Source organism: Ochrobactrum soli, assembly GCF_003664555.1.
Lineage (GTDB): Bacteria > Pseudomonadota > Alphaproteobacteria > Rhizobiales > Rhizobiaceae > Brucella > Brucella teleogrylli.
Genome location: NZ_RCHH01000003.1, coordinates 414,155 through 435,598 on the forward strand (window position 1 = coordinate 414,155; position 21,444 = coordinate 435,598).

Sequence of the window (21,444 nt, forward strand, 5' to 3'; positions counted from 1 at the left end):
CATGCGTTTCGCGCTTTTTTCTTCTATATCCGCTTCCCTTCTCGGCAAGGGTGTCCTGCTTTTGGGCTGCGCCGTGGCGCTGAGCGCCTGCAACACCACCAATGACGGCAAGCCCGTGAAAACGGCGCTGATTTCCCCAACGGATGCTGCAACGCAGACCGCTGCACCGGGCGCCCCACAGGCGACTGATGCGAAGACTGTTGCCGTGGCCGCCGCTGGCACTGCCGTTCCCGGCGCTGCGGCTTCCCCTGCACCAGTCGCCAATGCCGCTGTCGGCGCGACCGCAACGGCCATGGCCGCTGGTCCGGCTGCAACGGGCGGTGCTGCCGCGATTGCCGCTGCCACCACGACGGACGGCGCTGCTGTTCCTGGCGTACCGGCTGCTGGTGTCGAGGCTGTTGCTTCTGCCGAGCCGGTTCTGCCTGCCGCGGTTCCTATTCCGGGCGAACGCGGCGTTTCGCAGCCGATGATGGCCTATGCAGGGGCACGTGCCGCCGCTTCGCCTGCCTCGGTTGCCGCCAATATGGCGTTTGAAACGCCGGAGAGCGCGCCGAAAAATCTCGATGCGCTGATTGCCAAATATTCCGTCGCTTATGATGTGCCTGAGCGTCTGGTGCGCCGCGTCGTGCATCGCGAAAGCCGCTTCAATCCCGGTGCGCGCAACGGTCCCTATTGGGGTCTGATGCAGATCAGCCATCCGACCGCACGCGGCATGGGCTATACGGGTGCGCCGAAGGGCTTGCTCGATGCCGAAACCAACCTGAAATATGCCGTTCGCTATCTGTCGGGCGCATATAAGGTTGCGGGTGGCAATGAAAGCCAGGCCGTGCGTTTCTATGCACGCGGCTATTATTACGATGCCAAGCGCAAGGGCATGCTGGAAGAAACCGGCATGGACGGCGGTTTCCGCAACGGTCCGACCCGCGATGCCGCGGCTGCCATCGAACCGGTGTCCCTGCCAAGCGGTTCTTCGGCGCCGCTGCCGGGTGTTGCACCGATCCAGGCGTCCTACACGCCAGCACAATAAGCTTCTCCCGGCGGCGCTTGGTCGCCGGTTTAATTCCCCATATCGACTGGCGCATCGGCCCAAAAATCGGAATCGATTTTTGGAAAGCACAATGCGTTTAACTGTCATCTTGACGCTGCAAAGCGAAGGTAGTTCCCTGTCCGAAGACCGGACAGGGCGAAGATTATGAAGCTGCCACATTCCATCAAATGGCATTACGACAAGGCCGAACTCTGGGCGGATGGTGTTATCCATGTGCTTGGCGTGGCGCTGGCTTTCGCCGGTGCGGTTGCCATGCTGATCTATTTTCTGCCGAACAGTTCCGCAACGACCTCGATTTCGTCCAGCGTCTATCTGGCAAGCCTTCTGGGCGCGCTTGGCATTTCGGCGGTCTATAATATCTGGCCCGTCTCGCCGACCAAATGGTTCCTGCGCCGGTTCGATCACTCGGCCATCTATCTGCTGATTGCCGGAACCTATACGCCCTTCGCCATGCATATGGGGGATCGCGCCGTGCCACTTTTGCTCTTCGTCTGGGGCGTGGCTTTCGTCGGCATCATGCTGAAGCTTTTTCTGCCCGGTCGTTTCGACCGGCTGTCGATCCTGCTTTATCTGGCGCTCGGATGGAGTGGCATCATGGTCTACGACACGATTACTCAATCGCTGCCGAAGACCGTGTTCTGGCTGATCGCGGCGGGCGGCATTGTTTATTCGCTGGGCGTGATCTTTCACGTCTGGCAGCGGCTGCGTTTCCAGAACGCCATCTGGCATGGCTTTGTCGTCGTCGGGGCGATGCTGCATTATTGTGCGGTGTTTTTTGTCGGTGCCTGGAACTGAAATTCTCAATGGAAGTCTCGCGACTTCGGCATGATCCGCACATTTCTCGGGTGATGCGCCATTTGTGACGGCGCGACGAGGCGTTGCGCCTCGCGCCCGCTCAGATCCATCAGGGCGCTGGAGCGGTCTTCGATCCTGGCCGCCACCAGATGCACCACACCCTCCGGGCTGCGCTGGATGCGGCCTTCGATGCGGATCAGGCGTGCGCCCATCACCTCACGGCGAAACGCTTTCATGATTTTCGGCCAGACAACGATATTGGCAATGCCGGTCTCATCCTCGATGGTGAGAAACACAACACCCTTCGCGCTGCCGGGGCGCTGGCGCACAGTCACGACGCCCGCCACTTTCATCCGGCGACCATCGGCACCCTCCTGCACGGCGCGACAGGTGGAGACACCTTCTGCCGCCAGCCCTTCGCGCAAATATTGCAGCGGATGCCCTTTCAGCGAAAGCCGGGTCGTCTCGTAATCGGCAATGACATGTTCGGATGCCGCCATTTCGGGCAGCTTCGTGCGCGGCTCTTCCGCCAGTTCGCTGGTGGCGGCGGCCCGGAACAGCGGCAGGGTTTCGTCATTGGGCAGGCGGCGCACGGCCCAAAGTGCTGCGCGGCGGTCGATATCGAGCGAGCCGAAAGCATCGGCATCGGCCAGCGCGGTGAAGGCGCGCCGGTCGAGGCGCAGACGGCGATGCATGTCCTCGATGGTGCGATAAGGCTCATGCCGGTCGGCAAGCAGTAGTTCGGTGTCACGTTTTGAAAAACCGTCGATCTGGCGAAAGCCGAGCCGCACAGCAGGGCGCGGACCGGGAATGTCTTCCAGAAGATTATCCCACGCACTGAAATTCACATCGACGGGCAGGACCGTCACGTCATGTTCGCGCGCGTCACGCACGATCTGCGCTGGCGCATAAAAGCCCATCGGCTGCGAATTGAGCAGGGCGGCGGCAAAGACTTCCGGGTGATGATGCTTGATCCACGCGGAAATATAGACCAGATGCGCAAAGCTGGCCGCATGGCTTTCGGGGAAGCCATATTCACCGAAGCCCTTGATCTGGTTGAAACAATTCTCGGCAAAGCTCCGGTCGTAGCCGCGATTGACCATGCCGTCGATCATCTTTTTCTCCATGGTGTGGATGGTGCCCATCTTGCGGAAAGTCGCCATGGCGCGGCGAAGCTGGTTGGCTTCGTCGGGCGTGAACTTTGCCGCTTCGATGGCAATGCGCATCGCCTGTTCCTGAAATAGCGGCACGCCTTTGGTCTTGTCCAATATCTGTTGCAACTCGTCCGGTGGGCCGTGTTCGGGGGCTGGTGACGGCAAGATGTTGGGCTCCTGTCCGCTTCTTCGTCTCAGATAAGGATGCACCATATCGCCCTGAATCGGGCCGGGACGCACGATAGCGACCTGAATGACCAGATCGTAAAACTCCTGCGGTTGCAGACGCGGCAGCATGTTCATCTGAGCGCGGCTTTCCACCTGAAACACGCCGAGCGAATCCCCCTTGCAAAGCATGTCGTAGACGGCCTTGTCTTTGCGCGGCAGGGTGGCGAGGGTCTGCTTTTGACCGCCATAAAGCTGCGGCTTGTGCTGATGAATGAGGTCGAAAGCCTTGCGAATGCAGGTGAGCATGCCGAGTGACAGCACATCCACTTTCATCAGCCCCACTTCATCGATGTCATCCTTGTCCCATTCGATGAAATAGCGGTCTTCCATGGCCGCCGGGCCGATGGGCACGGTCTCGTCCAGACGGTCGCGTGTGAGCACAAAGCCCCCCACATGCTGCGACAGATGACGGGGAAAGCCGATCAGCTCAATGGCCAGTTCCACTGCGCGCCGGATGACCGGATTGTCGGGGTCGAGACCCGCCTGGCGAATATGCTGCTTGTCGATGCCGCCGCCGGATATGCCCCAGACCGTATTGGCAAGGGCTGCCGTCACATCTTCCGTCAGGCCCAGCGCCTTGCCGACATCGCGGATCGCGCTGCGGGATCGATAGCTGATGACAGTCGCGACAATCGCCGCACGGTCGGTGGTGTAGCGTTCATACACATATTGCATCACCTGCTCGCGCCGCTCATGCTCGAAATCGACGTCGATATCCGGCGGTTCCTGGCGCTCGGCAGAGATAAAGCGCTCGAACAGCAGGTCCACTTCGGTTGGGTCCACGCCGGTTATGCCAAGACAGAAGCAGACGACGGAATTGGCCGCCGAACCGCGCCCCTGACACAAAATTTCTTTTGAGCGGGCATAGCGCACAATGTCATGGACGGTCAGGAAATAGGCCGCATATTGCAGCTTTTCGATCAGCGCCAGTTCCTTGTGGATCAGCGCCTGCACCTTTTCCGGTATGCTACCCAATCCGTAGAACTTGGCAGCGCCCTCCCAGGTAAGGTCGTGCAGATGCTGTTGCGGTGTCTTTCCCGGTGGCACGGGCTCGTCGGGATAATCATATTTCAACTCGTCGAGCTGGAAGGTGATGGGCGCGATGAAATCGGCGGTCGCGGCAATCGCCTGCGGATATTGGCGGAACAGCCGCACCATTTCCTGCGCTGGTTTCAGATGGCGCTCGGCGTTTTTCTCCAGCAGCCGCCCGGCGGCAAAAACCGTGCTGTGATGGCGGGTTGCCGTCAGCACATCCTGAAGCGCGCGGCGGTTGGGGTGGTGATAGAGTACGTCATTGGTGGCGAGAAGCGGCACACCGGCATCGGCTGCAAAGCGGGCGATGCGTTCGGCCCGGCGTCCATCATGCCCCTGATGTGGCATGGCAAGCGCCAGCCAGATGCAGCCTTGTGCCGCCGTGGCGATTTCCGACAGACGCGCCGGAAAGGCAGGGTCATCCTCTTCCGGGGGCATGACGGCGATTTGAAACTGCCGGGCGCGAAACAGCAGATCGGCCCAGAGCAGATGGCATTCACCCTTGATGGCGGCGCGCCTTTTGCCTTCGGTCAGAAGGCGGCATAATTGCCCATAGGCAGGTCGGTCACGCGGATAGACGACCATATCCGGCGTGCCGTCGATGAAGGACAAGCGGCAGCCGATGAACAGCCGGAAATTGCTTTTGTCGCGAAAATCCTTCCAGGCGGCATGTGCCCGCACCACACCGGCCAGCGTGTTGCGGTCGGCAATGCCGATGCCGGAAAGGCCAAGATCGCGAGCTTGCAGCACCAGTTCCTGCGGGTGCGACGCACCGCACAGGAACGAAAAATTGCTGGCGACAGCCATTTCATAATAAGCGGGTTTTTTCTCGATGTGGGGCATCAGGCAAACAACCCATGCAGGAACCAGCGCGGATGATTGGCGCCGTCATAAAGACCTTCGCGGAAAATCCAGAAACGCTGGCCGTTCACATCTTCCACCCGGTAATAATCGCGCAGTTCCGGTACGTCATGACCGAGAGAAAGCCACCATTCCGGTTCGATCCGCTCTGGTCCTTCGGCAAGGCGAATATGATGGCGGACCCGTCGCCACAGGAAGAATGAGGGTGGGCTGTCCGGCACTTCCGCCACGCTTTCGATCAGCTGCGGCGGGCGAAACAGTTTTATGGGGCGCGCTGGCGGGTCACCAGCCAGCGTTGGGCTGCTTTCATAACCGGTCTGGTTTGCGCGGCTGCCATGCAGGGCAGGGCGCAGGCCAAAAGCGCGCTCCGGCATATGCGTATCGCGTGCGAAAGGCACCAGCACGCGGTCCGGCCCCAGACGCGCCGAGAGACGGTCGATCAGCTGGCTGAAGCCGGCATCATCTTCCTCATGCTGGTCCAGCCCGGTCTGGCGTTGTGTGACCGCAGCACTGCGCAAGGCGGCAAGCCTGATCATGTCAAAACCGAAACCGGCATCCAGCGGATCGGTGAGGGCATTAAGCCTTTCACGCGCAAGACGCAGAAAAACCCTGTCATCGCGCAGAGGCTGGCCGGTTTCAATGCGGATATGGCGTATCTCGCCATCGACCCGGAAGAAGGATGCTTCGATCAAAAGCGCGCCTTTGCCTTCCATCTCAAGCCGGGCGAACAGCTCCTGCGCCAATTCCTGCAAGATGCGCTCCACCAGTTCCATGGCGGTCAGAGGCTCGGACTGGCGGCGCTCTGCCGTTGCGAGCGGCACCATGCGTAGCGGCGAGATGGGCGCGCGCTCCTGCCGTGTCAGGCGACCGAGACGGGTGGCGAGATCGGGACCAAAGCGCGCGGTGAGTGCTGCACGCGGCAGCGCCATCACATCGCCGATGCGTTTCAGGCCCGCGCGCTTGAGGCCGGTTTCAGCGGCATCGGCCAGTTCAAGCGCGGAAAGCGGCAGGCGCGGCAACACGGCATCGGCCTGCGCCTTGTCGAATACGCCGCCTCTGGTGCCACGGGCGAGAAGCCGCGCCGCAAAACTGTTATCGGTAATGGCTGCCCGCACGTGCAGACCAGCGCGCTCGATGCGCTGGATCACATCGGCATGCATGGCGACCAGTCCGCCGAACAGATGCGCGCAGCCGGTAATGTCCAGCATCAGCCCGTGCGGCGGATCGAAGGCGACAAGTGGCGTATAGCGTTCGCACCAATGGGCCATTTTGTTGAGCAGGGCGGCATCGCGCTCCGGCGCGGCATTGGCGACATCAAGCCTTTCCACACGCGCCCGCGCATCGGTCAGCGCCATGCCGGGATAAAGCCCGAGCTTGGCGGCCTTGACGTCGATGGCCGTCAACCGAAGCGCATTGGCGGTGCGCTCGGTAATGACAAGCGGCAGTGCGTCGGACGCTTGCCCGGAGGATGCATCAGATCGCCCGGCGCGGTGCAGCCTGTCCGTCGGCAGGAACGGAAACCACAGCGCCATGAACGCCATGGTGGATGCCGACGCTGCCGCTTCCTTCCCGTTCTCTGATGCCGAATTCAAGGGTTTCATTGTTCCATTCCATGATCCACTGGCCGCATGTGCCATGACGGTTGCGCTCCAGAATGGCCAGAAAGGCCGGTTTTCCCGGCGCATTGGCCCCGCTGGAGCGAGAAGGCGCAGGCGCGACACGCCATCGGCTGACGGCAGCGCTTTGCACGCCGGTGCGATGACTTCGAAGCAGGATGACCGGCAGTTGCGCTGTCTCCGCTGCCAGCAGCAGGCGACGTGAGGGTGTCAGGTCGAGGCATTTCGGCTGGCCGGTTATCGAGGCAACGATGCCGGAGACGAGATGCGAAGCCTTGCCGCCGGTTCCTGCTTCCAGCACATCATTGGCCGCCTTCAGCACATCCTGCGCATTCGGACAGCGCACGATCAGCAACCGGTGCGGGGCGATGCCGAAAGCATGCAGCCCCGGCGGGTAGAGCCCGCCATATTCGCTTGTCGCCGTTTCCTCCTCGATCCAGATGATCGGTCGCTGCTTTTGTGTGGCGCGCAATGCCATGGCGAGCGCAAAGCCGGTCGCCGCCATATGCGCACCGGGATTTTCCGCGAAAACCTCATGCAAGGCATCGCCAGCAAGCCCATGCGGAAAGGCCGCGTCCGCCGCCGCGTGGCCCAGCGCGAAACTGTTTTCGCGCCCGAAACCGGCAACTGTATCGCCAGCAAAATTTCCTTGCGGATCGTTGCCTTCAATGGCGGTAACCATGCGCCGCAACGTCGCGATGTCGATGCCGCTCACGTCAAAAATCCTGTAATCTGTCTGTGTTTGTTGGCGCGGTTCCGGAGACAGGAACCGTCATTGTTCTCTATTTGTTCTAGTATTGAATCGACTCTGAAAAGAGTCAAGCAGGGAAACGTTCGATCCCTGTGGGCGCGTCGGATTCTTCAAGGAACAAGAAAATTCAGGACAAAGAAAAACGCCCTCCGATGAGAAGGGCGTTTCCAAAACGGTAGACCTTAGGCCGTTGAGATTCTGGCGCGGTGAGCCGAAAATGGTGGGCCTCGAGAACCGGCGCGCAGCGTACTTAAAGGTACGTGAGCACCGGAAGCGCAGAAAACTGCCATTTGCAGGCCAGCAGAGCCTGAAGATCAATACCTAACGGCGGTCACGGGCAGCCAGCGTACGCAACCGCAGCGCGTTGAGCTTGATGAAGCCTGCTGCGTCTTTCTGGTCGTAAGCGCCCTGATCGTCTTCGAAGGTCACGAGCTTGTCGGAATAAAGCGACTTGTCCGACTCGCGACCGATCACCATCACATTGCCCTTGTAGAGCTTGAGGGTGACTTCGCCTTCGACGTTCTTCTGGCTGAGATCGATTGCGGCCTGAAGCATTTCGCGCTCCGGCGAGAACCAGAAGCCGTAATAGATCAGCTCCGCATAGCGCGGCATCAGCTCGTCCTTGAGGTGAGCAGCGCCACGGTCGAGCGTGATCGATTCGATGGCGCGGTGGGCCGCCAGCAGGATCGTGCCGCCGGGCGTTTCGTAGACGCCGCGCGACTTCATGCCGACGAAGCGGTTTTCCACGAGGTCGAGACGACCGATGCCGTTGTCGCGGCCATATTCGTTTAGCTTGGCAAGCAGCGTTGCAGGCGAAAGACGCTGGCCATTGATCGAAACGGCGTCGCCCTTTTCAAAGCCGATCTTGATGATCGTTGCCTTGTCGGGTGCTGCTTCCGGCGAAATGGTGCGCATATGCACATATTCGGGTGCTTCGAGTGCTGGATCTTCCAGAACCTTGCCCTCGGACGAGGAGTGCAGCAGGTTGGCGTCGACGGAGAACGGCGCTTCGCCCTTCTTGTCCTTGGCAACCGGAATCTGGTGTTGTTCAGCGAATTCGAGCAGATGCGTGCGGCTCTTGAACGACCAGTCGCGCCATGGAGCGATGATCTTGATGTCCGGGTTCAGCGCATAAGCGGAAAGCTCGAAGCGAACCTGATCGTTGCCCTTGCCCGTTGCGCCATGCGCAATGGCGTCTGCGCCGGTCTTCTTGGCGATCTCGATGAGATGCTTGGAAATCAGCGGACGGGCAATCGACGTGCCGAGCAGATAAACGCCTTCATAGACGGCATTGGCGCGGAACATCGGGAAAACGAAATCGCGCACGAATTCTTCGCGCACGTCCTCAATGAAGATTTCCTTGATGCCCAGCATTTCCGCTTTCTTGCGTGCCGGTTCAAGTTCTTCGCCCTGACCCAGATCAGCGGTGAAAGTCACGACTTCCGCGCCGAGTTCCGTCTGAAGCCATTTCAGGATGATCGAGGTGTCGAGACCGCCCGAATAGGCGAGCACGACTTTCTTAACGTCTTTCCACTTGCTCATAGTCAACTTCCGATACGATGGATGACCCATTGTCCGCTCGGGGAGAGCATCCGCAGGGCTTGGGAATTGGATGTTGCTGTCCTTTTATCAGTTGCTAGGCGACGTGCAAGCCGGATGGCTGCGACTTATCGAAAAGACCCGAGAATCCAGTAGCGGCGAGATTTGATTCGCGTTAGCTTGCCGCGAATTTTCGGAGCTTTTCGCATGTCGTTCCTGACAAACCTGACCTTCATTCCCGAATGGACCATTTTCGTCCAGTTCGCGATTGCAACCGCCATTCTTTCCATCACACCCGGCCCGGATATGACGCTGTTCGTCGGACGGGCCTTGTCTGAAGGCAAGGCAGCCGGTTTCGCCTGCATGGCTGGCGCAAGCACCGGCATCGTCATCCACACCACCATGGTGGCGCTGGGGCTTTCGGCACTGATTATCGCGTCTCCAGCTGCCTTCACCGTGCTGAAGGTTGTGGGTGCGGGCTATCTCGTCTGGCTCGCCGTACAGGCAATCCGCAAGGGTTCGGCGTTTTCGCCGGAAAAGAACGGCGGTAAGAAACATACGCTGGTTCAGAACTGGGCAACCGGGCTTGGCATCAATCTGCTCAACCCGAAGATCATTCTGTTCAACATGACCTTCCTGCCGCAGTTCGTTTCCGTAACGGACCCGCATGCAATGGGCAAATTGTTCTTTCTCGGCCTGTCCTTCATCCCGCTGGCGCTGCCCTTCACCATTCCGATGGTGGTCGCAGCCGACCGGTTTGCGGGCCTCCTGAAGAAGAACCCGACGGTCACGCGCATTGTGGATTGGTTGTTTGCGGGCGTGTTTTCGGCTTTCGCCCTGAAAATCATCACCGCGCAGGCGAAATAACCTGATATCTACCCAGCCGGGCGGTCGGAAAGCCGTCCGGCATTGCGGCCTGCAATCAGCCAGTAGATGAAGCCGCCGACAATGCCCGCACCGACGAAGGCTGCAATCCAGAGCGGCATTTCCGGCCAGTCGTCCGATCCGCGAAACGGAATAGCGGTTCCCGCGGCTCCTAGGCCGATGATGGCGCCCACAACGCAATAAAACACCGACGAGCGATAACCGCGTGCTTCGGCAAGCAGAATGACGATGGCCGCTGGCAGGAAGCTGATGCCGCCTGCCAGCATGGCCACGATGAAACCGCCGACGAAAACGCTGCTCCAGAAGCTGGTTGTGGCCCAAAGGCTGGCGGCTTCCGTATTGCCTGCCCCGGCCATCATCGCGAAATCGTCCATCAGCGCATCAACGCCGATGCTGCGAAACAGGATTGCCGCCAGAAACCAACCGGTTGCCAGCAAGCCGCAGCAATAGCCAAAAAGAATAACGACGAAGCGCATTATGTAGTCGAATGTATCGTTCATGCGCGCTCGCTTTATCGGGTTATTCGCCCCGTTTATTCGCCGTGTCCGGCGATCATCATGGCTTCCAGCGCAAGGCGTTCGCTCTTGCGCATGCGTTCCGATTCCGACTTCAACTGACCGCAGGCGGCGAGAATGTCGCGACCACGCGGCGTGCGGATCGGCGAGGCATAACCGGCTGCATTGACGTAATCGGCAAAGCGCTCGATCTGTTCCCAGTCCGAGCACTGATAGTTGGTGCCGGGCCATGGATTGAACGGAATGAGATTGATCTTGGCCGGAATGCCCTGCAACAGCTTCACCAGAAGCTTGGCATCTTCCAGGCTGTCGTTGATGTCCTTCAGCATCACATATTCGAATGTGATGCGCTTGGCATTCGACAGGCCGGGATATTCGCGGCAAGCCTTGATGAGCTGCTCCAGCGGATATTTCTTGTTGATCGGCACCAGGATGTCGCGCAACTCGTCGCGCACGGCATGGAGCGAAATCGCCAGCATCACGCCGATTTCATCGCCGGTGCGGTAGATTTCAGGCACCACGCCGGAGGTCGAAAGCGTGATGCGACGCTTGGAAAGCGACAGGCCATCACCATCCGAGGCGATAATGAGAGCCTTCTTCACTTCCTCGAAATTATAGAGCGGCTCGCCCATGCCCATCATCACGATATTGGTGATCTTGCGGCCTTCGGCGGGCACCATGGCACCGTCGGGCGTGTCCTTGTCCGGGAAATCGCCGAGCCGGTCGCGGGCGGTCAGAAGCTGCGCCAGAATTTCTTCCGAAGTTAGATTGCGCACCAGCTTCTGCGTGCCAGTATGGCAAAACGAGCAGGTCAGCGTGCAGCCGACCTGGCTGGAAACGCACAGCGTGCCGCGACCTTCTTCGGGAATATAGACGCTTTCGATCTCGACCGGGCGGCCAGCGCCCCGCGGCGGAAATCGGAACAGCCACTTGCGGGTGCCGTCCTGCGAAATCTGCTCTTCGACCACTTCCGGGCGCGCAATGGTGAAATGCTGCGCCAGCATGGCGCGCAAATCCTTGGAAATATTGCGCATATCGGCGAAATCGGAAACGCCGCGCACATAGAGCCAGTGCCAGAGCTGGCTGATGCGCATCTTCACCTGACGTTCCGGCACGCCAGCCTTGACGAGCGCTTCGGCCATTTCCTCGCGCGACATGCCGATGAGCGACGGCTTTGCGTCCAGATTGGCGCGCACATGGCGGGCCAGCTGGTCGCGCGTATCATCAATGGTAAGATCGAACGAAATAGACATCTGTTTTCAACTGTTAAGGGGCGACCGCGATGTCGCGCGCCGATCAATTTGGGCCCGATTGCCCTTATTGCGAGGATATATGGGCTCTGTCATCTGCATATGCGAGCCTTGTTTCGCGCGCTCTTAGCATAGAATAAGGCGTCCGTCATCCCGTTCGATCATCCCGGCTGTTATGCAGAATTGCCGGAACAGGCACGAAGAAAAAAGCCGGAGCACAGGCTCCGGCTTTGAAAAAGCAGTCCGTATCCGACGAAATGTCGCTTACTTGCAGTTCTGGATCGCGGCAAGCGCTGCCGAAACACCCTTCAGCGAATAGGTGTAATTGGTCTTGGTGCCGCGCTTCGACTGCGCCTCGACCTTGAGATCCTGACCGGACTTCATGGCTGCGATGAGCTTCGGCTCTTCGGCGGCGTTTTCCATCCAGCCCGACTTGCCGTTCACGAACATGGTGAAGCGGTTGCTGCCGACGCTGACGGTAACCTTGGCATTGGGGTTCAGATCGTAACCGGCCATGAACTGCGGCTCGAACGAGATGTTCTGGCCCGGCTTCTGGCTGATCAGGAAGAAATTGTCACCGTGATCGACCGAGGCGGGAGCCTTCACAGTCGGAACGGAGAGGACATAGCAAACCTTGCCGTTGCCAGCCTTGTAGCTATAGGCGCCCCAGGCGTCGAACTGTTTAATCTGGGTCGGTGTCTGGGCGAGGGCCGAGCCCGCCATTGCAATCGTAAACACCGAAGCCGCGACGATCGATTTTCCAAGCATGGTCTTTTACCGGTTCTCTTTCGTTTGCTTCAAACTCGAATATCGGGATGCCGCCGTTCAACACGCCGCCCCGCTCAGTTGCCGATTAAAGTGCCTTAATCTGGGTTACCAAACGGTGAAGTTTTGAAAGAAAACTTGAACGAGCAAGGGCTGGTAGCCATCCCGCGCTCAACTTCAATGCAAAGAAAGCGGCTGGAATATGACGGAAAGCATGTCTCCCAAAAGTGGGAACCGGTTTTGGGATAAAGACATGCGTTTGGAAAATAAGGGAGTAAGGGAGTAGGGGAATAAGGGAATAGGGAATTGTTTTACTTCACAATTAAGCGAGCATCCTTACTCCCTTACTCCCTTACTCCCTTACTCCCTTACTCCCTTACTCCCTTACTCCCTTACCTTCTTCCAACGCCTGACGCGCCGCGAGCCGATGCGCGGGCGTAATATGCGTGCGCACGGCGGTGAGCGCCGCCATCAGCACGGCGACGTCGTCGGTAAAGCCGATGCCGACCAGCATGTCGGGGATAATGTCGAAGGGCAGCACGAAATAGGCGAGCGCCGCCATCAGGGTCATACGCACGCGTGTCGGCGTGTTCTGGTCGAGCGCGCAATAATAGGCGGCCACCACTTCATCCATGAAGGGCACCATGCGACCGGCGCGGCGCGCGGCCTTCCAGAAACCTTGCTTCACCCGTTCGCTGCGTTTCTTGAAATCGCTTTCGCTGCCGGGTTCAAGGATTTCACCAATTTTGACGCTATCCATCGTCGTGCAAACTCCTGTCAGTCAGATGTCGGCGTGAACAGAGCCGAAAATGACACGACCGAAAATGGGGGCAATCGACCCGGTTTTCAAGTTTTTGCTCGTTCAGGGCAGGGAGCATCCTGCAAGAACCATCAGCTACAACGGCCATGCCAAATCAAAGGAATATAGGTCCGGCCAGCCCAAGGTCAGTTTTGGGCTGGGTCAGCTTGTTGATCTGATTGAATGGAGACTGTTCATGCATCTTACCGGCTATGGAGAGAACTTTGTCCGTGCTGACCGGACAAGTCAGTTCTATCGCGGAAACCAGCTCGCATCGGCGCAGGATTTGAGCGACCACATCAATGTCGATGTGAAAGACAATGTTTGCTACGACGCGACGGCCTATATGCGCTTTCTTCTGGGGGCGGGCATTTCGGAGCATACCTTGCGCGGAACCTCCGGGCAGAACTGGATTCCGCTGCTGAATTTCCGTGCCGGAGAGCAATGGAACGGCTATTCCGCCATTACCTATGGCCGCGCCATCGGCTTCTACGATGTCCGGGCCGGGCATATTTTCCATTCGGCCATTGCAGTCGGCGATGTCTTTATCCGCAGCATCAATGGCGGCGCGCTCGGCCAGAACTGGGGCGATCGCGTCGATCTGACCAAAGCGCTGCCCTATTCGTGCCGAAACCGCGACGGCAGCTTCACTTACCAGAAGAAGAATATTATGGTTTATATTTCAAAGGTTTAAGAGCCTGTTCCAAAAGTCGCCCTGTGTGGCTGCAAATGGCAATTTTCTACATGCCGGTGCTCACGTACCTTGAGTACGCTCCGCTCCGGTACTCGAAAATCACCATTTTCGCACACACATGCCGCGTTTTGATTCAGGCTCTAAGGCACAGCTATCGCGTTCATCTTGCGCGCCATCTTGATGTCCAGCTCGGTAACGCCATTTTCGCTATGGGTCGCAAGCGTGACATCAACGCGATTATAAACGTTGAACCATTCTGGATGATGGTCGAGTTTTTCGGCATAAAGTGCCGCCCGTGTCATGAAGCCGAAGGCAGCGCTGAAATCCTTGAACTTGAAGCTCTTGGTGATCGCCTCGCGATCCTCCAACTTCTGCCAGCCATCCAGTTCGGCCAACGCCTGTTTCAGTTCGTCTTCGGTCAACCGGTTGCGTGCCATCATCTTTCGCCTATGTTGCGGTTCTCGAACTAACTTATCATGAGCGCGAGGGTTCCGTGACCATAGAGAAACCGACCAGCATTCTTTTCATCTGCGCGGGCAATATCTGCCGTTCGCCGCTCGCCGAAGGCGTGATGGGGCAGGTGCTTGAAGCACGCGGCATTCGCGATGTGCTGATCGATTCGGCGGGCACCAACGGTTATCACACTGGCGAAGCGCCAGATGAGCGTTCGGTGCGCGTGGCAGCCGTGCACGGGCTTGATATTTCCGCGCAGCGTTGCCGTCAGCTGACTGCGGGAGATTTCAGCCGCTTTGATCTCATCCTCGGAATGGACCGTTACAACATGCGGATGATAGCCGAGCGCAAGCCCGGTAATGCTGCAGCCCGTATCGGATTGTTCACCGAGATTGCCGAGGGAAAGCCGGTTGAAATCCCCGATCCCTATTATGGTGGCATCGGGGATTTCGAGCTGGTTTACCGGATGGTTCTGGCTTCCTCGAAAGCATTGGCCGACCAGTTCTGGCTGGAACGGGCCACCAAAGGCCAAGCTTCCTCGACGATGTAAGGTCCGCCGCCCACGGAATCGCGCGACGACATCAGCACGAAACGCCCCACCTTGAAGGGTAGCGTCGCGAAATTGCCGCGTGAGGACAGGTAATGCACCACATCATCGATGCGGGCATTCCGAAGACGCGCCAGGGTCACATGGGGAGTGAATTTGCGCGGATCGGCGGGAATGTGAAGCCTCTGGCAGATGCGTTCGATTTCCGCCTGCAATGCGTTGAGTTCAGGCGAGGGGGATACACCCGCATAAATGCTGTGCGGCTTTTTGGAGCCGAAAGCATTGACGCCTGACAGGTTGAGCATGAATTCGGGTCGCCGTACGCGGTCGAGCGCATTGGCGATCTCGTCGGCCACATGGCCTTCCACATCTCCGATAAAACGCAGCGTTATGTGGTAGTTTTCGACATCAATCCAGCGTGCGCCGGGGAGACCGCCTCGCAATAATGACAGCGAGAGCGCAGCATCGCGCGGGATTTCGAGGGCAGTGAAAAGACGCGGCATAAGGCATCCTCCTCGAAGCGTTCTGTGTCAGAGCGCTATGCGTCGTGGACGCATAAAGGACACTCTAACCTAGAGAGTCAAAGCATCGTACCTGTCAGAAGTCGATTCGGCTAAGTCGATGCATTCGTAGCGAATCATCGTTTGGTTCCCGGGGCAAGCTGTTTATGCCCCTAACGGGTTTCAGCCTCCTGATGTCCCCTTGTTTTGCACATCGGACAGGCTTTTTTCGATTGTCGGCATAAAGTTTGCCACCATGGCTTCAACACCCTTTTCATTGGGGTGCATGCCATCCTCGAGCAAAAGCTCCTTCTTGGTTGCTACGCCGTCGAGGAAAAACGGGTAGAGCGGCACGCCATATTTCTGCGCCAGCTTCGGATAGATGGGGTTGAACTTGGCGGCATAGTCCTTACCCATATTGGGCGGGGCCATCATGCCTGCCAGAATGACGGCAATGCCGCGCTCCTTGAGACGCGCCAGCATGTCGTCGAGATTCTTTTCCGTGATGTCGGGCTGGATGCCGCGCAGCGCATCGTTAGCGCCGAGTTCAAGAATGACGAGATCGGTTCCATCGGGGATAGACCAGTCGATGCGCGACAGGCCCCCGGTAGTCGTGTCACCCGACACGCCTGCATTTTCGATTGAAACCTCGACGCCCTTGTCGTTGAGCGCTTTTTCAAGCTGCTGCGGAAAGGCGGCATTGGCGGGCAGGAGATAACCGGCCATCAGGCTGTCGCCGAAGCCCACAACCTTGACCTGCGAAAGCTGCTCGGTCGGCAAGGCGTCTTCAAGGCCGGTCGGGTCTTCCTGCGTCGGCTCCTGCTGGGCATAGACGCTGCCCGCAAAAACCGATCCGAGGATCGCAAAAATCGAGAGCCATGCCGGAATTGAGAGTTTGAAACGCATCGTTGGCAACCCATATTCGGTAAAGGGATGAGCGACAGCTCACGGGATTGAATCAAATCTTGGCGCAACATAGGTTCAAATTTGTGGCGCGCTTTTCGGTTCTACACATACATATAGGAAGAAAACCGCGTGACGGAACAGGCTGTTGGCCCGATTATCGAACTTGAGAACGTTCATCTGACACTTGGCCATGCCGCCTCGTCGGTGCATGTGCTGAAGGGTGTCTCTCTCCATATTGCGCAAGGCCAGTCGGTTGGTATCGTCGGTCCATCCGGCTCGGGCAAATCCACACTTCTCATGGTTCTGGCTGGGCTGGAGCATGTTGATAACGGAACTGTGAAAATCGCGGGCGAGACGATCAGCCAGATGAGCGAGGATCAGGCCGCCGCTTTTCGTGGCGCCAATATAGGCATCGTCTTCCAGTCGTTTCACTTGATTCCCAATATGACGGCGCTGGAAAATGTGGCGGTTCCGCTGGAACTGGCTGGCCGCCGCGATGCATTCGAAGTCGCGGAGCGCGAGTTGAAAGCGGTTGGGCTTGGCGAACGTCTGACGCATTATCCGTCCGAACTTTCCGGCGGCGAGCAGCAGCGCGTGGCGATTGCCCGCGCCCTCGCGCCATCGCCGAAAATTCTGATTGCCGATGAACCGACCGGCAATCTCGACACCACAACGGGGCGTCAAATTGCCGATCTTCTCTTCGCCAAGCAACGCGAAAACGGGCTGACCATGGTGCTGGTCACGCATGATCCGTCGCTGGCGGCGCGCTGCGACCGCGAAATTCCCGTCCGGTCCGGTCGCATCGAAGAAACCGCTGAAAAGGCCGGTGCGGTGCTTGAGAAACTGGCGGCGGACGCATGAGCCGAATGAAATCTTTTTCTCTCGCTCTCCGTTTTGCGCTGCGCGAAATGCGCGGCGGGCTTGCCGGTTTCTATATTTTTCTGGCCTGTATCGCGCTTGGCGTGGCGGCCATTGGCGGCGTCAATTCCGTGGCGCGGTCGGTCAGCACCGGCATTGCATCGGAAGGCCAGAGCATTTTGGGCGGCGATGTCAGCTTTGCACTCAATCAGCGCGAAGCAACAGCGGAAGAACGCGCCTTCATCGGAAAACAGGGCAGAATGGCCGAAAGCGCGACAATGCGCTCCATGGCCCGTATGCCCGATGGTTCCGACCAGTCGCTGGTCGAGGTGAAGGCGGTCGATGCCGCCTATCCGCTTTATGGCACGCTGAAGGCCGCACCGGAGCAGTCGCTGGCCGATATGACGGCCATCAAAGGCGATATTTACGGCGCTGCCGTCAGTCAGGATTTCCTCAACCGCATGGGACTTTCGCTTGGCGCAAAGGTGCTGCTTGGCTCGCAAACCTTTGAACTGCGCGCTGTGATCGAAAGCGAACCGGACCTCTTGTCGTCCGGCTTCAATTTTGCACCGCGGTTTCTCGTTTCGCTCGATGGTCTGCGCGCGTCTGGTCTGATTCAACCCGGCAGCCTTGTCGATCATATCTACAAGGTCGCACTGCCCAACGGAGCACCTGACTCGGCGATTGCCGAGGTGCGGCGGCAGGCCGCCGCCGATTTCCCGGATGCCGGATGGAATATCCGATCCCGCGCCAATGCTGCACCGGCGCTGAGCGCCAATATCGAACGCTTCTCCCAGTTTCTGACGCTGGTCGGCCTGACCGCGCTGATCGTCGGTGGCGTTGGTGTCGCCAATGCGGTGCGCGCCTATCTCGACGGCAAGCGCGGCGTGATCGCGACTTTCAAATCGCTCGGCGCCCCTGCACGCTTTGCGGTTCTGGTCTATCTCGTGCAGATCATGGTGATCGGCCTGATCGGCATCGTGCTTGGGCTCATTCTGGCGGCAATCATCCCTTTTGCCGCCGCACTGGCGCTCGCCAATTATCTGCCGGTCGCCGGTGGCGGCGGCTTCTTCCCCGGCGCGCTGGCGCTTGCGGCAGTCTTCGGCCTCATCACCACGCTTGCCTTTGCGATCATTCCGCTTGGGCGCGCTCGCAATATTCCCGCGACTGCGCTGTTCCGCGAGCAGGGCTTTGAGCAGCGCGGCCTGCCGCCCCTGCTATATCTCGGTCTTGCGGTTCTGCTGATTGCGGCTCTGGCCGGATTGGCGCTCTATGTCGCCTATGATCGGCGGATCGCGGCGATCTTCATCGTCTCGGCCATTGCCGCTTTCGGCGTGTTGCGGCTTGTGGCCGATGGCATACGCTGGCTTGCCCGCCGTGCGCCGCGTGTGCGCTCGACCGCACTTCGACTTGCGGTCGGCAATATTCACCGCCCCGGCGCGCTTACCCCTTCGGTGGTGCTTTCGCTCGGCCTCGGCCTCACGCTGATGGTGGCGATTGCGCTGATCGACGGCAATCTGCGCCGTCAGGTGACCGAGAATATCCCGGCACAAGCGCCGGATTTCTTTTTCGTGGATATCCAGAACCGCGACATTGGCGATTTCACCAAGCTGGTAAGCGGCATCGTGCCGGACGGCAAGCTCACCTCTGGTCCGATGCTGCGCGGGCGTATTGTGGCTTTCAATGGCACCAATGTGCGCGATATGACCATCCCGCCGGAAGCCGCCTGGGTGCTGCGTGGCGATCGCGGCATAACCTTTGCCGACAAGGTGCCGGAGAATTCGACGCTGAGTGAGGGCGAATGGTGGCCCGCCGATTATAGCGGTGAGCCACTTGTCTCCTTCGCTGAACGGGAAGGCAAGGAACTGGGCCTGAAGCTTGGCGACACGGTGACGGTCAATGTGCTGGGCCGCAACATCACCGCAAAGATCGCGAGTTTCCGGCAGGTGCAATGGGAAACACTGGCGATGAATTTCGTCATGGTGTTCTCGCCCAACACCTTCGCCGGTGCGCCGGCGACATGGCTTGCGACGCTGACCATTCCGGACGGCAAGAAAAACCTCGCGCCCGATGTACTGCGGCAGGTCACCAAAACCTGGCCCGCCGTCACGACGGTTAGCGTGACGGACGCGCTTAACGTCGCCAATGATCTGATCGGTCAGCTGGCGACAGCCATTCGCGCGGCGGCTTCCATTGCGCTTGCTGCATCGGTTCTGGTGCTGGGCGGGGCGCTGGCTGCGGGCAACCGCGCCCGGGTGCACGACGCTGTCGTCCTGAAGACATTGGGCGCCACACGCGGCACGCTGATTGCAGCCTATATCATGGAATATATGCTGCTCGGCCTTGCAACAGCGCTTTTCGCACTTGCCGCTGGCAGTGTGGCGGGCTGGTATGTCGTGGTGGAGATCATGAAGCTTAAAGCGCAATTCCTGCCCGATGTGGCGCTGATGACCGTGGTGGTTGCGCTGGTGCTGACCGTCGGTTTCGGGCTGGCCGGGACATGGCGTGTGCTGGGACAGAAGCCTGCGCAGGTTCTCAGAACAATATGAGTTATTTGTAATGCGGAGAGGGCGCAAAGCCTAAGCTATTGGAACCTATGGAGAATGCAGCCCGATTTTTCAAACCTGCCCTCGCGTTTTTTTACAGGCGGTACTTGTACGTGAGGGCCATAATCCCCATAATGTCAGGCAGGCATGCTGGAGTCCCGCCAGCGGCGCCTGGCGGCGGCTCGCCGGAATGAGCGCCCCGACACCGGACGGGACATGGCAAGAGGATTTAAGTCATGGCTGACTTTCGCAATATTCAGGCGCAGCAGAGGCCGGTAGGCGGCGCTCGCGCCGATGCAGGCATCGATCAGGGTTTGCGCAGCTATATGCTGGGCGTCTACAACATGATGGCTATCGGTTTGGCCGTTACCGGCCTTGCTGCATTCGCCGTTGCGGCACTCGCAACGACGACGGACCCGTCCGCAGCCGTCGCGCAGCTTGCCAATGGCAAGATGCTCACGGGCCTTGGCGTCGCGCTCTACACTTCGCCGCTGCGCTGGGTGGTGATGCTTGCGCCGCTGGCGGCAGTGTTCTTCCTGAGCTTCCGCATCGAACGTCTTTCGGTCTCGACCGCTAACGCCGTCTTCTGGGGCTATGCAGCTCTCGTCGGCCTGTCGCTGTCGTCGATCTTCCTGGTCTTCACGGGCCAGAGCGTCGTTCGCACCTTCTTCGTGACGGCTGCGTCCTTCGGTGCGCTGTCGCTCTACGGCTACACGACCAAGCGTGACCTGTCCGCTATGGGCTCGTTCCTGATCATGGGCCTGTTCGGCCTGATCCTGGCTTCGGTCGTCAACATCTTCCTCGGCTCCACCGCGCTGCAATTCGCAATCTCGGTGATCGGCGTTCTGATCTTCGCAGGCCTCACCGCCTACGACACCCAGTCGATCAAGGAAATGTATTACGAAGGCGATGCATCGGATACGCAGGGCCGCAAGATCGTGATGGGCGCGCTGCGTCTCTATCTCGACTTCATCAATATGTTCACCTTCCTGCTGCAGTTCATGGGCAACCGTGAATAGTCGCTGGATCAGGTTCTGAATGAAAAGGGCAGCGGAAACGCCGCCCTTTTTGCTTTTGTCCGGTCGCTTCCTGATGCATTCTGGAAATGTGTAAAATCATTTCTCCGGTTCTGCCTCATGCCCATCGTCCGCGATTTTCACCCCACCGACATCGATGCCATCACTGCAATCTATACCGAAGCCGTGTTGAACGGCTCCGGTTCCTACGAGGTCGAGCCGCCGTCGCGCGAAGACCTGCGCCAGCGCTTTGAGGGCTTCGTCGCGCAGGGTTTCCCTATTCTGATCGCGGAAGAGGATGGTGTGGTTCTGGGCTATGCCTATGCCAGCTATTTCCGCACCAGACCGGCCTATCGCTGGCTTGCGGAGGATTCGATCTATATCGCGCCCGAGGCCAAGAAGAAGGGCGTGGGCAAGCTTCTCCTGCGCGAACTGATCGAACGGGCCGCCCAGCTCGGCTTCCGGCAGCTTTTGGCTGTCATCGGTGATGGCGAGAACAATATCGGCTCGGTGCGGCTGCATGAAAGCATGGGTTTCGTGCATTGCGGACGAATTGAGGGCTCCGGCTTCAAGCATGGGCGCTGGCTGGATACGGTGCTGATGCAGCTGCCGCTCAATGGCGGGCGCACGCTGGAGCCGGGAGCACCGCCGCTTTCATAAATCAAATGGCGGGTCAGTGCCCCTTC

General features: G+C 59.1%; 20 protein-coding genes. 9 read left to right on the forward strand and 11 right to left on the reverse strand.

All coding sequences use genetic code 11. The features are described 5' to 3' along the window. Window position 1 precedes the first annotated feature (1 nt). Window positions 2–1,027: a lytic transglycosylase domain-containing protein gene (locus D8666_RS07390; protein WP_109368115.1), complete on the forward strand. Its 1,026-nt coding sequence runs from the start codon at window positions 2–4 to the stop codon at window positions 1,025–1,027. A gap of 165 nt (window positions 1,028–1,192) precedes the next feature. After that, window positions 1,193–1,843, forward strand: coding sequence for a PAQR family membrane homeostasis protein TrhA (gene trhA, locus D8666_RS07395; protein ID WP_109368116.1), 651 nt, complete (start codon window positions 1,193–1,195; stop codon window positions 1,841–1,843). A gap of 5 nt (window positions 1,844–1,848) precedes the next feature. On the opposite strand, the gene D8666_RS07400 is transcribed toward trhA, so the two are convergent. From D8666_RS07400 to D8666_RS07415, 4 genes are all read right to left on the reverse strand, one after another. Then, a complete protein-coding gene (locus tag D8666_RS07400) occupies window positions 1,849–5,100 on the reverse strand; it encodes an error-prone DNA polymerase (RefSeq protein WP_109368117.1) in 3,252 nt (1,083 codons plus the stop codon). Then, window positions 5,100–6,551, reverse strand: coding sequence for a Y-family DNA polymerase (locus tag D8666_RS07405; protein WP_109370138.1), 1,452 nt, complete (start codon window positions 6,549–6,551; stop codon window positions 5,100–5,102). The genes D8666_RS07400 and D8666_RS07405 overlap by 1 nt, the downstream gene beginning before the upstream one ends. A 40-nt stretch (window positions 6,552–6,591) precedes the next feature. Then, a complete protein-coding gene (locus tag D8666_RS07410) occupies window positions 6,592–7,449 on the reverse strand; it encodes an ImuA family protein (RefSeq protein ID WP_121537038.1) in 858 nt (285 codons plus the stop codon). Between the two features lie 357 nt (window positions 7,450–7,806). Further along, window positions 7,807–9,027 (reverse strand): argininosuccinate synthase, encoded by a 1,221-nt coding sequence (locus D8666_RS07415; RefSeq protein ID WP_109368119.1) that lies wholly within the window; start codon window positions 9,025–9,027, stop codon window positions 7,807–7,809. Window positions 9,028–9,231: 204 nt separating this feature from the next. Here D8666_RS07415 and D8666_RS07420 point away from each other — a divergent pair, with 204 nt between their 5' ends. Then, window positions 9,232–9,891 carry a LysE family translocator gene (locus D8666_RS07420; protein ID WP_109368120.1) on the forward strand — a complete coding sequence of 220 codons (660 nt, stop codon included), beginning with the start codon at window positions 9,232–9,234 and terminating at the stop codon, window positions 9,889–9,891. 8 nt (window positions 9,892–9,899) lie between these two features. On the opposite strand, the gene D8666_RS07425 is transcribed toward D8666_RS07420, so the two are convergent. From D8666_RS07425 to D8666_RS07445, 4 genes are all read right to left on the reverse strand, one after another. Next, window positions 9,900–10,409, reverse strand: coding sequence for a hypothetical protein (locus D8666_RS07425; RefSeq protein ID WP_121537040.1), 510 nt, complete (start codon window positions 10,407–10,409; stop codon window positions 9,900–9,902). Window positions 10,410–10,441: 32 nt separating this feature from the next. After that, the gene (gene rlmN, locus D8666_RS07430) at window positions 10,442–11,677 is read right to left on the reverse strand and encodes a dual-specificity RNA methyltransferase RlmN (RefSeq protein ID WP_121537042.1); all 1,236 of its coding nucleotides are present in this window, start codon (window positions 11,675–11,677) and stop codon (window positions 10,442–10,444) included. A gap of 261 nt (window positions 11,678–11,938) precedes the next feature. Beyond that, window positions 11,939–12,442 carry an invasion associated locus B family protein gene (locus D8666_RS07440; RefSeq protein ID WP_113533733.1) on the reverse strand — a complete coding sequence of 168 codons (504 nt, stop codon included), beginning with the start codon at window positions 12,440–12,442 and terminating at the stop codon, window positions 11,939–11,941. 373 nt (window positions 12,443–12,815) lie between these two features. Next, window positions 12,816–13,199, reverse strand: coding sequence for a YkvA family protein (locus tag D8666_RS07445; protein ID WP_109368122.1), 384 nt, complete (start codon window positions 13,197–13,199; stop codon window positions 12,816–12,818). Window positions 13,200–13,248: 49 nt separating this feature from the next. Between D8666_RS07445 and D8666_RS07450 the strand changes: the two genes are divergently transcribed. Next, complete coding sequence (locus D8666_RS07450; protein ID WP_235858898.1) at window positions 13,249–13,932, forward strand: hypothetical protein; 684 nt, start codon at window positions 13,249–13,251, stop codon at window positions 13,930–13,932. A 140-nt stretch (window positions 13,933–14,072) separates the two neighbouring features. On the opposite strand, the gene D8666_RS07455 is transcribed toward D8666_RS07450, so the two are convergent. Beyond that, window positions 14,073–14,369 carry a 4a-hydroxytetrahydrobiopterin dehydratase gene (locus D8666_RS07455; protein WP_109368123.1) on the reverse strand — a complete coding sequence of 99 codons (297 nt, stop codon included), beginning with the start codon at window positions 14,367–14,369 and terminating at the stop codon, window positions 14,073–14,075. A gap of 56 nt (window positions 14,370–14,425) precedes the next feature. Between D8666_RS07455 and D8666_RS07460 the strand changes: the two genes are divergently transcribed. Continuing rightward, window positions 14,426–14,935, forward strand: a complete 510-nt coding sequence (locus D8666_RS07460; protein WP_109368124.1) for a low molecular weight protein-tyrosine-phosphatase — start codon at window positions 14,426–14,428, stop codon at window positions 14,933–14,935. Here D8666_RS07460 and thpR read toward each other — a convergent pair. Together thpR and D8666_RS07470 are read right to left on the reverse strand one after the other, a co-directional pair. Next, the gene (thpR, locus tag D8666_RS07465; protein ID WP_109368125.1) at window positions 14,845–15,435 is read right to left on the reverse strand and encodes an RNA 2',3'-cyclic phosphodiesterase; all 591 of its coding nucleotides are present in this window, start codon (window positions 15,433–15,435) and stop codon (window positions 14,845–14,847) included. The genes D8666_RS07460 and thpR overlap by 91 nt on opposite strands. Before the next feature lie 180 nt (window positions 15,436–15,615). After that, on the reverse strand, window positions 15,616–16,338 hold the full coding sequence (locus tag D8666_RS07470) for an arylesterase (RefSeq protein WP_109368126.1): 723 nt from the start codon (window positions 16,336–16,338) through the stop codon (window positions 15,616–15,618). A 129-nt stretch (window positions 16,339–16,467) separates the two neighbouring features. Here D8666_RS07470 and D8666_RS07475 point away from each other — a divergent pair, with 129 nt between their 5' ends. The 4 genes from D8666_RS07475 (at window position 16,468) to D8666_RS07490 (ending at window position 21,418) form a co-directional block, all read left to right on the forward strand. Further along, window positions 16,468–17,199 carry an ABC transporter ATP-binding protein gene (locus D8666_RS07475; RefSeq protein WP_109368127.1) on the forward strand — a complete coding sequence of 244 codons (732 nt, stop codon included), beginning with the start codon at window positions 16,468–16,470 and terminating at the stop codon, window positions 17,197–17,199. Then, window positions 17,196–19,745 (forward strand): ABC transporter permease, encoded by a 2,550-nt coding sequence (locus D8666_RS07480; RefSeq protein WP_109368128.1) that lies wholly within the window; start codon window positions 17,196–17,198, stop codon window positions 19,743–19,745. The genes D8666_RS07475 and D8666_RS07480 overlap by 4 nt, the downstream gene beginning before the upstream one ends. Window positions 19,746–19,978: 233 nt before the next feature. Continuing rightward, window positions 19,979–20,761 (forward strand): Bax inhibitor-1/YccA family protein, encoded by a 783-nt coding sequence (locus D8666_RS07485; RefSeq protein ID WP_109368129.1) that lies wholly within the window; start codon window positions 19,979–19,981, stop codon window positions 20,759–20,761. Window positions 20,762–20,878: 117 nt separating this feature from the next. Next, window positions 20,879–21,418 carry a GNAT family N-acetyltransferase gene (locus tag D8666_RS07490; protein WP_109368130.1) on the forward strand — a complete coding sequence of 180 codons (540 nt, stop codon included), beginning with the start codon at window positions 20,879–20,881 and terminating at the stop codon, window positions 21,416–21,418. The last annotated feature ends 26 nt before the right edge of the window (window positions 21,419–21,444 follow it).

What these genes read in the sequence shown, in the direction of transcription:
- D8666_RS07390 (WP_109368115.1), top strand. Translation starts at nt 2, where the DNA reads ATGCGTTTCGCGCTTTTTTCTTCTATATCCGCTTCCCTTCTCGGCAAG.
- trhA (WP_109368116.1), top strand. Translation starts at nt 1,193, where the DNA reads ATGAAGCTGCCACATTCCATCAAATGGCATTACGACAAGGCCGAACTC.
- D8666_RS07400 (WP_109368117.1), bottom strand. Translation starts at nt 5,100, where the DNA reads ATGCCCCACATCGAGAAAAAACCCGCTTATTATGAAATGGCTGTCGCC.
- D8666_RS07415 (WP_109368119.1), bottom strand. Translation starts at nt 9,027, where the DNA reads ATGAGCAAGTGGAAAGACGTTAAGAAAGTCGTGCTCGCCTATTCGGGC.
- D8666_RS07420 (WP_109368120.1), top strand. Translation starts at nt 9,232, where the DNA reads ATGTCGTTCCTGACAAACCTGACCTTCATTCCCGAATGGACCATTTTC.
- D8666_RS07425 (WP_121537040.1), bottom strand. Translation starts at nt 10,409, where the DNA reads ATGAACGATACATTCGACTACATAATGCGCTTCGTCGTTATTCTTTTT.
- rlmN (WP_121537042.1), bottom strand. Translation starts at nt 11,677, where the DNA reads ATGTCTATTTCGTTCGATCTTACCATTGATGATACGCGCGACCAGCTG.
- D8666_RS07440 (WP_113533733.1), bottom strand. Translation starts at nt 12,442, where the DNA reads ATGCTTGGAAAATCGATCGTCGCGGCTTCGGTGTTTACGATTGCAATG.
- D8666_RS07445 (WP_109368122.1), bottom strand. Translation starts at nt 13,199, where the DNA reads ATGGATAGCGTCAAAATTGGTGAAATCCTTGAACCCGGCAGCGAAAGC.
- D8666_RS07450 (WP_235858898.1), top strand. Translation starts at nt 13,249, where the DNA reads ATGACACGACCGAAAATGGGGGCAATCGACCCGGTTTTCAAGTTTTTG.
- D8666_RS07455 (WP_109368123.1), bottom strand. Translation starts at nt 14,369, where the DNA reads ATGGCACGCAACCGGTTGACCGAAGACGAACTGAAACAGGCGTTGGCC.
- thpR (WP_109368125.1), bottom strand. Translation starts at nt 15,435, where the DNA reads ATGCCGCGTCTTTTCACTGCCCTCGAAATCCCGCGCGATGCTGCGCTC.
- D8666_RS07470 (WP_109368126.1), bottom strand. Translation starts at nt 16,338, where the DNA reads ATGCGTTTCAAACTCTCAATTCCGGCATGGCTCTCGATTTTTGCGATC.
- D8666_RS07480 (WP_109368128.1), top strand. Translation starts at nt 17,196, where the DNA reads ATGAGCCGAATGAAATCTTTTTCTCTCGCTCTCCGTTTTGCGCTGCGC.
- D8666_RS07485 (WP_109368129.1), top strand. Translation starts at nt 19,979, where the DNA reads ATGGCTGACTTTCGCAATATTCAGGCGCAGCAGAGGCCGGTAGGCGGC.
- D8666_RS07490 (WP_109368130.1), top strand. Translation starts at nt 20,879, where the DNA reads ATGCCCATCGTCCGCGATTTTCACCCCACCGACATCGATGCCATCACT.